Here is a 16,726-nt window from a genome sequence, read left to right as displayed (position 1 = left end):
TGATACTAGAACTGGTTAGTTCATTTAGTATAGATAATTTTTGCTCTGCACTATATTTTGATTTCCTAGACATATAAAATACCCTCCAAGTATTAAGATGAATTTTCTATTTCATCTGTATACTTAGAGGGCATTATAACCAAAAATTTCGAGTGACCTTTTGTATTATTATTAGAGAACATCTTCAAATGAGACAATGCAACATCTTCGGTATACACGCGGAGATACAGCAATTTATCTGAGAAATTTCGATTTTTTCTTGAACCTATTCACTATTCAGTAGTAGCCTTACCATCATTCATTTGTTCTTTGATGTAGGCAATTTCCTCATCAATATTCAGACGTGGGAAAATCGGTGTTCCTTTAGCAACAACTTTGATACCCGTTGACAATCCTGAAAATTCAAGATTTTCAAGATCAAAAACTGCTCTAAGTCCCAATTGTTCCATAATAGCATTTGATGTTGTCATCATGAATGGTTGTATGAGATGCGCTATGACTCTGAGACTTGCTACTAAGTGAGCCATGACTGCCGACAATTTATTGCGATCATCTTTATCTTTAGCAAGTACCCAAGGCTCTGTTTCATCAATATACTTGTTGGTGCGAGAAATGATCGTCCAGATGGCATCAAATACTTTTGGATAATCAACAGCTTCCATTTGTTTATGGTAGGCTGCGATGTTGTCAGCCACAACAGCCGACAAGTCCGCATCAAATTCTGTTGCAGTCACAAAAGCCGGTACTTCACCACCGAAGTATTTATTAACCATAGCAACCGTACGATTAAGGAGATTTCCAAGGTCATTGGCAAGTTCGTAATTGATACGCCCAACATAATCTTCAGGGGTGAAGGTGCCATCTGAACCAACTGGCAGACTCCGCATGAGATAATAACGGAGAGGATCAAGCCCAAAACGTTCTACTAACATTTCTGGGTAAACAACATTCCCCTTTGATTTAGACATTTTACCGTCTTGCATAACAAACCAGCCGTGGACAATGAGACGAGTTGGCAATGGCAAATCAAGCGCCATAAGCATTATTGGCCAATAGATCGAGTGGAAACGAAGAATGTCTTTTCCAAGCATGTGAATGATTTCGTGGTGATCATCATTGTGCCAGAACTTATCAAAGTTAGTACAGTTGTCTCGTCCATAGCCGAGTGCAGTAATATAGTTCATCAAGGCATCAATCCAAACATAGATCACATGTTTTGGATTAGATGGCACCTTAATTCCCCAAGTGTAAGTTGTACGAGAAACTGCCAAATCTTCCAAACCGGGCTCAATGAAATTACTAAACATTTCATTCATACGACCATCTGGTTGGATAAATTCTGGGTGTTTTTTATAATAGGCTACTAAACGGTCCGCATACTTGCTCACACGGAAAAAGTAGGATTCTTCAGAAACCTTTTCAACCTCATGACCTGATGGGGCAACCCCACCGATCATATTGCCAGCTTCATCACGATAAACTTCTACCAATTGACTTTCGGTAAAAAATTCCTCATCCGATACAGAATACCATCCCGTATACTCACCGAGGTAAATATCATCCTGCGCTAGTAATTTTTCAAAAATTTTAGCTACTACTTTTTCATGGAAATCATCTGTGGTACGGATAAATTGGTCATAAGAAATATCCAAGAGTTTCCACAGTTCCTTAACGTCTTTCGTCATGCCATCAACGTACGTTTGAGGTGTAATGCCAGATTTTTCAGCCTTTTGTTGAATTTTTTGACCATGTTCATCAAGACCTGTCAGGTAACGCACATCATAGTTCATCATACGTTTATAACGGGCTAAAACATCACAGGCAATGGTTGTATAAGCAGAGCCAATATGAAGTTTGCCTGATGGATAATAAATCGGAGTTGTAATATAGAATGATTTTCTTTCAGTCATGAGAAATTCCTTTCAAAACAGGGCAGATGAGTCTTACAAACGATAACAGCTTATTATAATACAAAGATAGGCTTTTCAGAACTCATATAAATAGTGATAAGTATCTTGATTCTTCAATAAACGGCACAATTAATTAGTACTTTCAGTTGCCAAAATATTCACTAGAGTTTAATAGAACAATTCTAGTCTAGTTGAAAAAATAAAGTGACTATATATATTATTGATAACTTTTAGATTCGTACAAAGTTTGTTTGGAATATTATTTTAAAACTAAGTTAGTATATTCATTTAACCTATATTTTTTAATGCAATTTTTAAGAGTATACAAGTTAGAAAATCTCCTATTCCTACAATCCCAAACACAAGTAAGGTTTTAAAATTCAAATATGAAAATATAACTGTTCCTAAAGGCATAAGCATCAAAGCAAAAAATGAAATTATACTAAATACCCTTCCTAAATATTTCTTTTCAATTGTAGACTGTAAGTAAGATAACATTTGTACGTTAAAAATTGTCATAGATAAAGATGATAATGAAAACAACAGTAAGGTAACCAGCCAAATCTTCACTAAAGGAATCATAATTAATGGCAAAGATGATATCAAAAGGAACATGCTATATTTGTCTGATGAAAAACTTCTTTTAAAAAAGTTATTTGATACTGCTCCAATAATATTTCCGACTGCTTGACCAATTAAAACCATACCATATAAATTATCCAAACCGTACATTTTATTAATAAATGGTAAATAAAAGTTTATTCCTGAAGAAAAGAAATTAATCATCGAACTTGCAATCACTAAGAGAAGCAACTCTTTATTATTATAGATGTAATTGAAGCCATACTTTATTGAAGTATCATCGGATTTTTTTGAAGAGTCAATAGAGAAATTTAATTCAACAAAAAAAATTTCTAAACACCCAGACAATAAAAAACTGAGAGAATTGATAAGCATTCCATATTTATATCCTACTAATGCTATAGTAAGCATTCCAACAATAGGTGAGAGAATACTTAAAAATTCAGATATTGATTTTGAATAAGAATTATATTTAATTATATTGTCTTTGCTTAATAAATCACTAACTATCGCTCTATAGGCGGGAACATTAAATGCATACAAAATTGCTAGACAGACATTTATCACTATCAACATATACACATTACTCTTGCTATAAAACATGTAAACTATAAAAGTTAGTAAACTAGCTATAAAATCAGTAATAATTAATATTTTTTTCTTATTTTTACTATCAGCAAACACGCCGCCGAAAAGGCTGAATAACAGTTGTATAATAATCTCTGAAAATTGATAAATCCTCATGTAATAATTTGATTTACTTCCAGAAGAAGCTATAACCAATTTGTTGGCATAATCATAAATAGTAGCTCCAAATTCATTTAATTGACCACTGACAATTAACAGAAAAATATTCTTCTTTTCTATATTATTTTTTGACTGCATTTAAATCTCTCCCGTGATAAATACTCAAGATAAAAAATTTTCAAATTCTTGTTTTACTAGTTTAAAGAATTTTCCCATAAATTCTGATGAATACTCTTGTGAATCACTAGTAATGCTAAATTTAAATGTATTACCTTCCTTTTCAAGAAGTACCATAAAAATTGATTTTTGATAATTATTATCCGATATCATGTTATCAATTAAATAGTCAGTTTTTCTTAAAATTGTCCATGAATTTTCTACAAACGATTCACCCAAATAATTAAATAATATATCTGGACATGCCACCCTTGGTAAGGATTTTTTTACCTTATTATACATAATTCCATCATTTGGAACTACCGACATTCTTTTCTCAACTTCATTGCATTGGGAAACTAGATCCTTTTTAACATCAAAATTTATCGGGTATTCTGAAGTAAACCACCCCACTACATCAGTAACACTCTCTAAATACTCTTGACATATTCGTCCATGACCTTCTAATATGACTTGAATATTAATTTTTTGAGATATCATTGCGTAGCATCGTACAATTAGCGCTAAAAGAAAATGTTCAACTTTTATTTTGCTTTGAAGATTTTTCAAATTATCTTGTGAAAGTTCAAGATTTAAATAGTTTTTTTGTATTCCCTGTGAGTATTCATAATTTTCAGAATAATTTGCTTCATGCTCCAAGATTGTATGGTTCCAGTAATTAATTTCTTTCTCATCCACAGGTAAGTTATTAATACTTTCAATTGCTTTTAATAGGCTAGGTTTAGTAATACTACATCCTTTGTTACAAATATAATCATCTAGATCCTGTAAGATAATACCCCAAGAAACAACATCCACTAGTAAATGATGAATACAGAGGACAGCATAGTTAGTATCTGGAGTCTCAATGTATTCAACTGCAATTAAATTATTATCTTCTAAATTAATTTTAGATACTATTTTTTCTGCAATTACATCTACAATTTGTTGAGACATTTGTTCTTTAAAAATTTGATGTTCAAAATAATACTTTCTATATCCTGGTAAATTTATTACAAAGTCACGGTTCTCAGTAATCGACAAACGTAATGAATCATGTCTGTCAATCAAATAATCAATTCCATTTAAAAATGTAGTAATGGGAGTTTTAGAGATATCAACCATAATAACTTGACAAAAGTGCGATAAATTTGGAAGATTTTTTTGAAGAAAATCTTGCATTATCGGAGTTCCCAGTGTTTTATATGCTTTATGTTGCTTATTTTTATTATGAATACGAGCCTGTGAATTAGTATTTATAATAAAGTCTTCCAACTTCTTGTTTTTTAATAGATCCCTAACCGATGCAACATAATTATTCTTCTTTAACTCGGATATTACTTTCATAGCTCTTAAAGAATCGCCACCATTATCTACAAAGGATTCCTCAAGGTCCAAATTATCTCCCAATTCCTGTTTTAATATTTTGTAACACACTGTAAATAATATTGCTTTCTCTTTTTCAGATTTTGAATTTGTTTTCGCTACATTGCTAATATTTATCAACGCTTTTTTATCAGGTTTGCCATTTGAGGTCAGGGGAACTGATTCAATATTGATAAATTTATGGGGAATCATATACATAGGGAAAACATCCAACATCCTTGTTTTTAAAATATCACCATGAATTATACTACCTAGAATAAACGCAACTAGTTCTTGTTTTTTATGATCAAAAATCACTACTGCATCTTGTACTTCTTCTTGACTTAATAAATAATTTCGAATTTCACCTAATTCGACTCTATGCCCGTTAAGTTTTACTTGTTCGTCTTCTCTTCCAAAAAGTACTAGATTACCTGAGGCATCCCAACTGCCAATATCACCTGTTTTATAAAAAACATTTTGTAATGTTTCATCAAAAATAAATTTTTCATGCGTTAAACTATCATTATTCCAATATCCTTGAGAGGTGCTTTCTCCACAAATAAGTATTTCTCCTACTTCTCCCTCTGCGCAATACTTGTTACCATTCTTGATAACTATATCTATATTAGGATTAGGAGTTCCAATAGGCACTTGTTCATTTTCAGCATATGCTTGAAGTTCAAAATGAGTTACCGCTACAGTACATTCTGTTGGACCATAAGAATTCACTATACGTTTTGTCCCAATATACTTTTTCAAACTTTTTTGATTAATAACTGTACCACCATTTATTAATATTCTTAATGGGGCTAAATTATACATTGATACAACATGACTTGGGATAGCTGCTATCGTTACATTATTTTCCTTAATAATATCATCGATTTTTTCAGGAATTAGCCTATTATCTTTATCAATAAGTTGTAACGTAGCACCATTCAATAAAGCCATAAATATTTCCCAAACTGATCCATCAAAACCTATATTTGCATACTGTAACACTGTATCTGATGATTTAACAGCTAATTCATTAATAAAATATGAATTGAGATTTAATAAATTTCTGTGAGTTACCTTTACTCCTTTAGGAATTCCTGTTGTCCCCGAAGTATACATTATATAGGCTAAAGAATTTTCTGAGATTTTTGTTTCCTTAAATTGTTTTTTACCACTTCTTGAGAAAATTTCATCAAACGACACCTTTGAACCACTTACACTAAATTCTCCTAATAGCTCTTTTTCCGTAATCATAAGAACTGGATCAACTTCATCCAACACCCGTTGAATTCTTACAGTAGGAAACTCTTCATTAATAGGAACGTAGCAACCACCTGCTTTTAAAACTGAAATAATCGCTAGAATTTGGTTTACTGACCTTGACAAATGAATAACAACATTTTTCCCAAAAATATCGTATTTCTGTAATAATAAATTAGCAATACCTGATGAAAGATCGTCCAGTTCGGCATATGTTAATTCTATATTGTTATGGCGAACTGCTGTATTTTGAGGATAGTCCTTAACAATATCACTAAATCTATCAATGATATTTGAATAGCCAATCTCTATTTTATTTCCTTGATGTAAATATTTTTGTTTTACATATTCTCTAAAATTGAAAAATGATTGAAATTCCTCTAGACTCAGCGCAACATTTTCTGCTTCATTGAGCATAGAGATAAACATTTTAAAGAAATATTCCATAAAATATTTATTGTATTTATCTACATTGTAGTCTAGCTCAATTTCAAATTTACCATCAACACTATTAACAATAAGGGTAATATCAAATTTACTAATATCATTATCAACCTGTAATACCCTAGCAGTCGTACCATTTAAATTTAGATGATCTGAAACCACATCATTAAAAACAAAAAAGTAAGAATATGGATTTAAAATTTTTGTTTTATATTTTTGAAGTTTTTCATTCAATAATTCAAACGTTCCCTTTGTTGATTTATCCAAAAATGTTTTAGTTAAATCAGAAACATTTTGCAACACATCACTAAACGTTTCACTTTTTGATATTCTTATTCCAAAAGGAACAGAATCACTAAACATTCCCAATGTATTATCTAATTCTAAAAATTTTCTTTGATTAATAGGGATTCCAAAAATAATTTGACTATTATTTTCTATTTGTCTCAAAGAACACGCATAACAAGAAGCAAAATACGAAAACAGCGTCACATTTTTTGAAAACAGAGTTTCTCTTAACTTAGGAGATACTTCAACAGTTTGTTTAATACGACGTACTTTTTTATCACCATCTTCATTACTTGAATTTGTTAAATTATCTAAATCAAGCGCTGAAAAATACTCATACCAATAGTCATCAATTTTTTCATTAATTCTATTTTCTGAAAAATCAATGTATTGATATTGGTCCACATCGCTTTCTTTGGCAAATTCCAAACCGTTATTGTAACTTTGAGTAATTTCATCAATTAATATTTGGTTACTAATTTGGTCAGTCACTATGTGATGTAAATCAATAATAAACAGCCACCGATCCTCATCCAATTTATAAATTGCTGAACGAATGACTTCGCCTTGATTCAAATTAAATGGCTTAACAAAGTCATTAATCACTTCTTCAATGTTAAAGTTATGCCCTACTAAGCTTTTTAATTCTATATCCATTTTCTTTATTACGCCTGGAATTTGAATATATTCTCCATCTATTAATTCAAATACTGTTCCTAATATTGAGTGTCTATATACAAGATTGTTCAAAACTTTTACTAATTTGTTACAATCTAAATTTCCATCAATAGTGTACGCCATTGTAACGTTATACGCTGTATTTTCTTGAATTGTCTGAGTTATAAACATTCTCTTTTGCATATCAGACATTACATATCTTGCTTTTTTAGCTGCATGCTCTAAGGTTTTTAGAGTCGAAGTTTTTCTATTACTTTTTAATCTGATGCCTATTTTTTCCGATATTTCTTTCACAGTATCACCATCGAAAATTTCCGAAATTGTTACTTCTACATCAAACTCCTCTTCAATTAACTGCAAAAGCCTCATAATTAAAATCGAATTACCACCACTTGCAAAAAAAGAACTATTTGAATTAATAGAGATTTTCTCTTTTAATAATAAAAAAGAAAAAATCTCAATAACTTTTTCTTCTATTAAGTTTTTTTCCTCTAATTGAGATGTTTTTTCAGTTATTTCTATCAAATTTTTATTATTAATAATCGAATTTCTATCTACTTTACCTGATGCTAGCTTAGGTAATGATTTAATAAAATAATAAGTTGATGGTCTCATATATGGCGGTAAAGTTCTGATAAAAAAGCTATCAATTTCTTTTTTGGTTAACTTTATATTATCTCCTTCAAATACAACGGAAATCTTCTTATTTTCATCATCGCCTGTAGCAAAGGCCACTACATTAGAAATCGATTGAATATTTAACGCAGTATTCTCGATTTCCTCCAATTCAACACGAACACCTAAAATTTGTATCTGATTATCTCTTCTACCGTTAACCACTAACTTTCCATCAAAATTAATTTTCCCGACATCCCCAATATCAAAGTATTTTTCATTGTTAATATTAACAAAATTCCTATAATTTCTACCGCTCTCATTTTCATAACCAGTAAAAACACTCTCACCTTTTACAATAATACGACCTATAGTTTCTGGAGAGACAGGATTATCATTATCGTCTACAATCAAAATGTCTGTATTTGTGAATGGCTCCCCTTCTACAATATCATCTTCACAATTTATTTCACTACCCGTAATGTAAACAGCCGTTTCAGATGAACCATACAAATTAATTAATTTAATACCTAATTGACCAATTGTCTTATTAAAAACTGATACTTTTTGCTTACTCAATTTTTCTCCAGCACACATAATCACCAAGCTAGGATATTTCCCGCTTTCTTTTACTTTTCTATGTAATACTTTTGAAAAACTGGCAATAAAAGATGGCACAAAATTTACGTAAAATATATCATAATCAATTACAGTCTGAGTAATTAGTTCAATGTCTTTTTCTTCTCCATCACTTAATATTACCAATGGGGATAAATGGAGTAAGAACCCAAAAACTTCTGTTAGTGATACACCAAAACAAAGAGGAGTTTTATGCAAAATACGAGCATCGTCTAGAATATAACGTCCAAGATTTAACATTAAATTTTTTACACTACGATAACTATTAGGAACTAACTTAGGATCTCCAGTTGATCCTGAAGTACATATTATATAACATATGTCATCTTCTTTACTGACTTGTTTACTTTCAATTATTTTTTTATTATCCAGAGAAAAAGATTTTATCTCATCAATAATTTGTTGAATTCCGACTATACCCTCCTTTTCCGTTTCTGAAATTATAATTTTTGGTTTCAAATTATCTAGTAAGTTATCTAACTTCGAATTCGGATATTCATTTGAAATTGGAACGTAAATTCCTCCCGCTAACAATACAGAATATATTAAAATTAATGAATCAATACTTCTCCCTAACAAAAAAGCTACTTTATCTCCATAAGAAACATCATACTTTTTCCTTAATAAATATGCACCGATCATTGAAAATTGATACAGCTTTCCCATAGTAAGCTTTTTATCTTTTTCAATTAAAACCACTTTCTCTGGATTCTTTATTGCTTGATCTTTAAATAACTCTAAAACATTTTTTACATTATCTAATTTTGTTTTACTTCCATGTAATTCACCAATACCATTATTTGAGATCATTTTTTATATCCTCCAAAATTTCTGTCTCTTTATTGAACTTAGCAATTTTACATACTTTGTTAAAGATATTCACAATAGTTTCAGCGGCTGCTTTATCACAAAATGATTCTAAAAATTCAAATTGGAATACAAATTCATCTTGTTCTTCATACACAGTCAGGGATGCTCCAAATTTAGGAGTTAAATCATGAATAGGAATTAAATTCAATATTAATTCTTTTCGCTTAATTTTTTTGAAACTTTCTTCTTTTGCATGATATGAATAAAAAATATTAAATAATGGATTACCTTTGGCAGTAGGTACAGTATGACCCAGTTCAACAATTTTGTTAAATGGATATAACTGATGTTCCATGCAACTTAAAAGGTGTTCATTTTCTCTATTTATAACCTCCAGTAAACTAATATTTTTTTGTTCAAAATCATAAACTATAGGCAGAGTATTGGTAAATAACCCAATAATTGAATCAGTTTCTGGTATAGCCCTACCACTCACTGGAATTCCTATAGTTAATTGATCACATTCATAATATACGCTCATGCTAATTGCAAATAATGTTTGAAAATAAGATGCTGGGGTCAAACTTGGAACTTGAGCATAAATTTCATTTTTTCTAGCTTTAATATTTCTTTCAAAATAGCTATTATTATCATTTGTTATAGCTTTTTTTATCACTCTCGCTGATTGCTCAATTTTTAACATCTCATTTTTCCAAAATACTTTTGATTGCGAAAAATCTAATTTATCAATATACGTACTGTAATCCAAATAGGTCAAATTACTTCTTACAATTTTCTCTTCTAACAAAACGGAAATAAATTCGTTCCAAAAAATCTTCATTGATTGTTCATCTGATACTATATGATGCGAATCTAAAAATATAAATTGATTTCCCTTGAAACTAAAAATTCGCATCCTTATTGTATTACCTAATTTTAGTTTAAAAGGTTGAATCAAAGTTTTAGAAAATTCAACAGGTGATTGAACAATTTCTCCTAAATCTTTAAAGTCCACATTATAGTTATTGATAACTTCTTGAAAGAACCCTTCTTTTTTTATTTTAAATGCCGTTCTGTACTCAACATGATTATTGACAATAGATTTAAATGCTTTATGGATTTTATTAGAACATACAGGAGATGAGAGAGAATATAAAAACGGAACATTATACGTTATTCCTCCCATACTCTCACTTAAATAAAGCATTCTCACTTGTGCATTCGACATAGGAGCAGTAGTTAGTTCTTGATGTATTGGACGTTTAAAATCACTTTTAGTTGCAGATTCAAGCAATTGGGAAATTTCTTTAACTAGCGGATTTTTAAAAATTGTACTTATTTTTAATCGTTTTCCTGTATACCTTTCAAATTCCCTTATCATTTTTAAAACTAAAATGGACTGTGCTCCCATATCAAAAATATTGTCATTCATTGAAATACTATTAGCTGGTATATTTAAAATATTTGCTATAATTTCGATTACCGCTTTATCAGTTTCAGATACGGGTAGAAACATAGGAGTATCAGAAACAATTTCAGCACTCGGTAGTTTAGAAATATCTAATTTCCCAGTCGTTTTCACAGGAAATGTATCAATTTGCGCATACCTTCTAGGAACCATATAATTTGGAAGCCTCTTTTCAAGAGATTTCATTATAGTATATAAATCCAAAATATTATTTGAAATTACATAAGCTACTAATGACTCATTCCTTTCATCCCAAATCACTTTAGCCTGAGTAATTCCAGATAAGGCAAGTAATTTTTGCTCTATTTCAGCCAACTCTATTCTATGTCCATTAACCTTTACTTGCTTATCACATCTACCTATGAATTCTATATTTCCATCAGAATTCCAACGACATAAGTCCCCAGTTTTGTAATATCGTTTGCCATTTTGTTCAATAAATACTTTTGCAGTAAGAGCAGGTCTATTTACATATCCTTTTGCAATTCCTTTTCCAGATATTATTAACTCTCCAATAATTCCTATCCCTGTATCTTCTAACTTTTGGTCAACTATTCTTACTTCATAGCCTTCAAGAGGTTTACCAATAGGGATTCGCTTTTTCAAATTTGTCTGTGAGTCTACTTGATAATATATACACCCAACAGTGGCTTCAGTTGGGCCATAGCCATTAATAACTACCACTTTCTTATTTCTATTAGCTATTCTCTTGTACAAACTCACATCGAATTTTTCCCCACCCATCATTATCATAGAAGTAACGTCAAAAACTTTTTCGTCTAATAGCTCTAATCTACTTGGTGTTGAAAATATTCCTATATTTCTAAAATTATGCAAATCTGGTGTTTCCCTTATATCCTTTGAGATAATTACAGGGATTCCTTTAATCAACGGTAGATAAATTTCCTGAACAGTTATATCGAAAATGAAATCATTTAAGAAAAATACGTAATCACATACTTTGTCAAGTAAGCATAAAATACGATTATCTTGATAAAAATTCCTTAAATTTTTTCGGGAAATTTCAACTCCCTTTGGAACACCAGTAGTACCAGATGTATATATTATATACGCTGAAGTCTCTTCATCTATTTTTAAAGGGGCATATTCATATTCCTTATTAAAATCAATGTTGTTTTTATTTACTATAGTTGTTCCAAACAAATGTGTAGCTTCACTTGTATCACTAATAATGATGGATAAATCAGAATCTTTTTCAATAAATGAAAGTCTTTCCTCCGGATCCTCTTTAGAAAGTGGGACATAGCATCCTCCCGAATAGAGTATTGCTAACATAGATATAATAATATCCGGTCCTCTATCTAAAAAGATACCTATTCTATCTCCTGGTTTTACCCCATAATTATCAATTAAACATTTAGCCAATATTGAAATCCTTCGAACTAAATCCCCATAAGTTATATACTCATTTAGAAAATACAGACAAACCTCATTAGGGGTTCTTCGTGCAATTCTACTAACTTCCTCTAAAATATCTTTATTAACAGTCCATTCAGGAGTCATTGAATATTGTTTAATTAAATTTTTTTCTTCACTATCAACTAATGTTAAATCTGTAATATCAGAATCTTTTTTCTCCATAACTTCTTTAAGGAGATACAAATAGTGCTTCATTGTGTACCTAATAAAGTCAACAGAGTAACGTGAAGTATCATATTCAAATTTTATATTTCCCGAATTTTCCTCTGGTTCAGAAAACAGTAATGAAAGTTGAAATTTTGATTTGCCATTAGAAATCGGAGAAAAAATGATGGTATCATTACTAGTTTCAATTTTTACGTTACTTGGCTGACTAGCAAATACAAAGTCAATTGCCTGATTTGGAATAAATGTTGGGTGAGCAATCGATTCATAAAAATCTTTCTTAACCCTATCAACAACTTCATAAAATTTACAGTTTTTAATGTCAACTGATATAAACAATGACTTCACAAACACATCAATCTGTTCTTGACTTTCTTCAGTTTCTCTCCCTAAAATTGGAAATGAAAATGATATTTTATTATTCCCAGTATATTTATATAAAAGGACAGCATAGACTGACATTAAAATAATATAGGGGGTTGTTTTCATTCGAGCCGAATACTTCATAAGACTAGTCCATAACTCTTTAGGAAACTCTTCTGAATAGGTAGTATCATTATTATCATCTGAATTTTCTGGAACAATATAATTCCCAACAATATTCATAGGTGATAAATTTGCCTGTTTTTCTTCCCAATACTCAAAATCTTTATTACTACTTTCGATTTTAAAATTAGGCAGGAATAATGATGGGTTGATCTCAGATCTCTCAAGGTAATTTTCATTGTCTAATATTTTAGAAAAAATGCTAAAGAAATTTTTTACCGAAATTCCATCAAAAAATGCATGGTGGAAATCAAATAATAATCGTATAGTTTTTCTTGATGATTTAATTATAAAAATTCGAAAAGCTTCTCCATTACTGATATCAAATGGCTGAATTAAATCATCTATAGACTGAATATCTTTTTCTTCTACTTCAATTACTTTATTATTATGAATATCCCTTCTTACTCTACGGAAACCATTTTTATCAAAAACCAAATTCATTTTCAAAGCTTGAAAATGCTCACAAATAGAGTCCACAACTTTATGAACTTGTTTTGTAGAAATACTATTTTGATAATTACAAATGTATGGTAAATTATACCTTGTATCATTATACTTTTGATTTGCAAGATATATTCTTTTTTGAGTTTCTGGCATCTCACTTATAGATAGTTCTTTTTTTATTGGATGATTTCTAGAATTAGAAATTTTCTGACTTACCATATTGCATAAATCAGATACCCTTAAATTATAAAAGATATCACTAATGGTACAATCTATCCCAAAAACCTTATTTATACGTCCAACTAATCTGATTGAATGTAGTGATGTTAATCCTTTTGACAACAAGTTATCTGTCATTTCTAAATCAACACTATTTAATATTTCTTTTACAATTTCTATAATACTAGAACTATTATCTATAACTTTTCCAGAATCTCTAAATGATATTTTGGGTAATCTATCTCTATCTACTTTCCCATTAATATTAGTTGGTACTTGATCAATTCTTATACAATAGTTTGGAAGCATATACGGCATTAATTTCCCAGTTAATTTTGAATCAATATAATTCTTATCTAGGTCTTTTTCAGACACATAATAAACAGTTAAATAGTCAAATCCATCAATATTTTGTAATTTAGCAACCGCATTTACTACCTCTGGAATTTGGTTAAATTGATACTCGATCTCTTCAAGTTCTATCCTATAACCATTTAATTTAACTTGATTATCAATCCTACCAATAATTCTTATTTCTCCATCTGATAATATAAAACCGCAATCACCGGTACGGTACCCCTTTCGATCTTTAAAAAATGCATCTGACTCTAGATTTTGATAGCCCAGTCCTACTCCTCTACCATATACTACAATTTCACCAACTGTACCAGCTAAACAGTTCTTATTATCTCTTTCTATCGAAATTTGATAATTTGAATAAGGTTTTCCAATAGATATAATTTTTGAGTTTGGAATTTTATCCGTAAATTTAATTCTCTTAAAACTTGAATAAATCGTACATTCCGTTGGCCCATAGCCATTAATAATATCTGCGCTTGTATATTTTCTTATTTCTCTAACTAACTTACTCGATAATTTTTCTCCAGCAAGAATTATTACACTTACATTATTCAAACACTCCTTCTTTTCAACAGTATCGAATACATATTGAAATTTTGATGGTGTAGTTTGTAAAATATCTGTTTTGATAATCGATTCCACAATATTTTTTTCATCTGGTATCACTACCGTGCCTAAATTTGTTAATGGGACATGAATTTCATTTTGAAAAATATCAAAGGAGGTTGAGGTTAAGGAAAGCATCGTGCGATTCTTTATATCATTTTCCTTTACAATTGTGTCTTTATTATTCAAAAGTGTAAAATTTGCTAAATTATCAAAACTTATTTTCACTCCTTTAGGATTCCCAGTTGACCCAGAAGTGTAAATATACGTACATATGCTGTTAGGATCTACTTTCACATTTTTATATGTCTTACCTATTAAATCTTTAGATTCATTAATATTAACAATATCTGTCCTAGTTAATACACATAATGGATTTAAATCATTTATAATATTTTTTGATCTATCATTAGGAATGTCGGGATCTAATACAAAGTATGCTATCCCTACAAGCCAACAACCATACATAGCAATAATTAAATCAGTAGATTTTTTCATACCTAACACTATAACTTTATTCTCTAACTTTTCTCCATATTTCCATTGAATGTATGTAGCGACTCTTTGAGATTTTTTCAACAATTCAGCATATGTTACTGTTTTTTCTTTTTCCATTACGGCTATCTTATTAGGGTATTCACTAGCTAGAATTTGAAACCTATCAATTGGTAACATAATTGACTCATTATTTACGATAGTATTTGAATGCTCTCTAAAGAAGAAAGAAGAATTGAGTTCATCTCCTTCCGAATTTAGTAAGACACCTAAACATTCTTCATACAAATTCATTAAATGACTAACAAAATTACTAGAAAATTCAATAGTGCTGTAATTTACCGTAATTTTAATACTATTTTTGTAACTACTAATAACAAAGTGTATAGGAAATTCATTTTCCTCCTTTTCATATTTTTTTTCCAAAAAATGGCTTGTGTCTTCCTCAGAATAATTATTATTGACTACTAAAGAGCTAAAATTATTAGTAGGAGCAACTTTTACAATGTCTGAGAATGGGTAAAACTGATGAATATTATCATTTAAGCTCTTACTATTAAAACTAACTACTGATTCTTTTATTGTCATTCCATAGTCAATATTAAAAATTACGGGAACAATATTGACAAAATTCCCTACTTCATCATCTATACTATCCAGTTCCCAGCTTCTTCCTGAAGTAGCTCTTGCAAATAAGATATTCTTTGATAATGAAAGTCTGGCTTGAGTGACACCCCAAAGATATTCCAAAATATTATTGATTGTTACATTCCAAGAACTTGATAATTGCTTCAATTTATCAAACTGAGTTCCTTTAAAACTTGTACTCTGATGCAACCATTCACTCTTGCACGATTTTTCTGAAAAAATATCATATAAGTGATAATCACTTTTTATATTACTAACTTTTTCATTCCAATAATCTTGATTTTCTTTTTTTACGCTACTATAAAAATTGGAATATGCGCCAAAAATATTATCATTCAAGTTAGTATTTACCATTTTATCATTATACAATTTTATAAATGATAAAATTAAGTTTTCAAAACTCTTCCCATCAACTAACAAATGATTAGTTGTCAAACATAAATAATAATCTGTATCACTCTTTATAATATCCATTCGAACAGCTGAATCTGTTTGTATATCAAATCTTTTTAAATATCTTCGCTCACAAGTTTCATTTAATTCTTCAGAATTATTGACTTTAAAAAGATTTACTTTATTTTTAATATTCTTCAATGTAACAGCAACAGGCTGTTTCACATCTTTATAAATAATCACTGTTCTCAGAGCAACGTACATATCTGTTAATTTATCTAAAATTTTTTGACATTTTTCAATATCTAAAGGGATTTTTGATTTATATAGTCTTTGAACGGAATATTTAGAATGGTACTTATTACTTAAAATTTGGAAAAGTATCCCTTCTTGAGCAGCAGTTAAATTATTAATTCTTTCGACATTGTTCTTTTCCATAGCTTCC

The 16,726-nt window shown here is 29.9% G+C and carries 3 protein-coding genes and 1 pseudogene; all 4 read right to left on the bottom strand.

What is annotated here, in order from left to right; translation table 11 throughout:
• Window positions 1–275 precede the first annotated feature (275 nt).
• Window positions 276–1,910: pseudogene (gene metG, locus Q9Q35_RS00420) on the bottom strand (methionine--tRNA ligase); the annotation flags it as partial.
• A gap of 288 nt (window positions 1,911–2,198) precedes the next feature.
• Window positions 2,199–3,377 carry an MFS transporter gene (locus Q9Q35_RS00415; protein ID WP_304651652.1) on the bottom strand — a complete coding sequence of 393 codons (1,179 nt, stop codon included), beginning with the start codon at window positions 3,375–3,377 and terminating at the stop codon, window positions 2,199–2,201.
• A 24-nt stretch (window positions 3,378–3,401) separates the two neighbouring features.
• Entirely contained in the window at window positions 3,402–9,494 is a 6,093-nt protein-coding gene (locus Q9Q35_RS00410) for a non-ribosomal peptide synthetase (RefSeq protein WP_304651651.1), read from the bottom strand.
• Complete coding sequence (locus Q9Q35_RS00405; protein ID WP_304651650.1) at window positions 9,481–16,719, bottom strand: non-ribosomal peptide synthetase; 7,239 nt, start codon at window positions 16,717–16,719, stop codon at window positions 9,481–9,483. Before Q9Q35_RS00405 ends, Q9Q35_RS00410 begins: the two co-directional genes overlap by 14 nt.
• Window positions 16,720–16,726: the final 7 nt, after the last annotated feature.

Origin of the sequence: uncultured Ligilactobacillus sp. (assembly GCF_948826705.1) — a bacterium.
Taxonomy (GTDB): Bacteria; Bacillota; Bacilli; order Lactobacillales; family Lactobacillaceae; genus Ligilactobacillus.
The sequence above is the reverse complement of the archived record's forward strand: the minus strand, read 5'-3'. Positions and strand labels throughout refer to the sequence as shown.

Coding starts and splice junctions, on each gene's coding strand:
- Q9Q35_RS00415 (WP_304651652.1), bottom strand. CDS start 3,377: ATGCAGTCAAAAAATAATATAGAAAAGAAGAATATTTTTCTGTTAATT.
- Q9Q35_RS00410 (WP_304651651.1), bottom strand. CDS start 9,494: ATGATCTCAAATAATGGTATTGGTGAATTACATGGAAGTAAAACAAAA.
- Q9Q35_RS00405 (WP_304651650.1), bottom strand. CDS start 16,719: ATGGAAAAGAACAATGTCGAAAGAATTAATAATTTAACTGCTGCTCAA.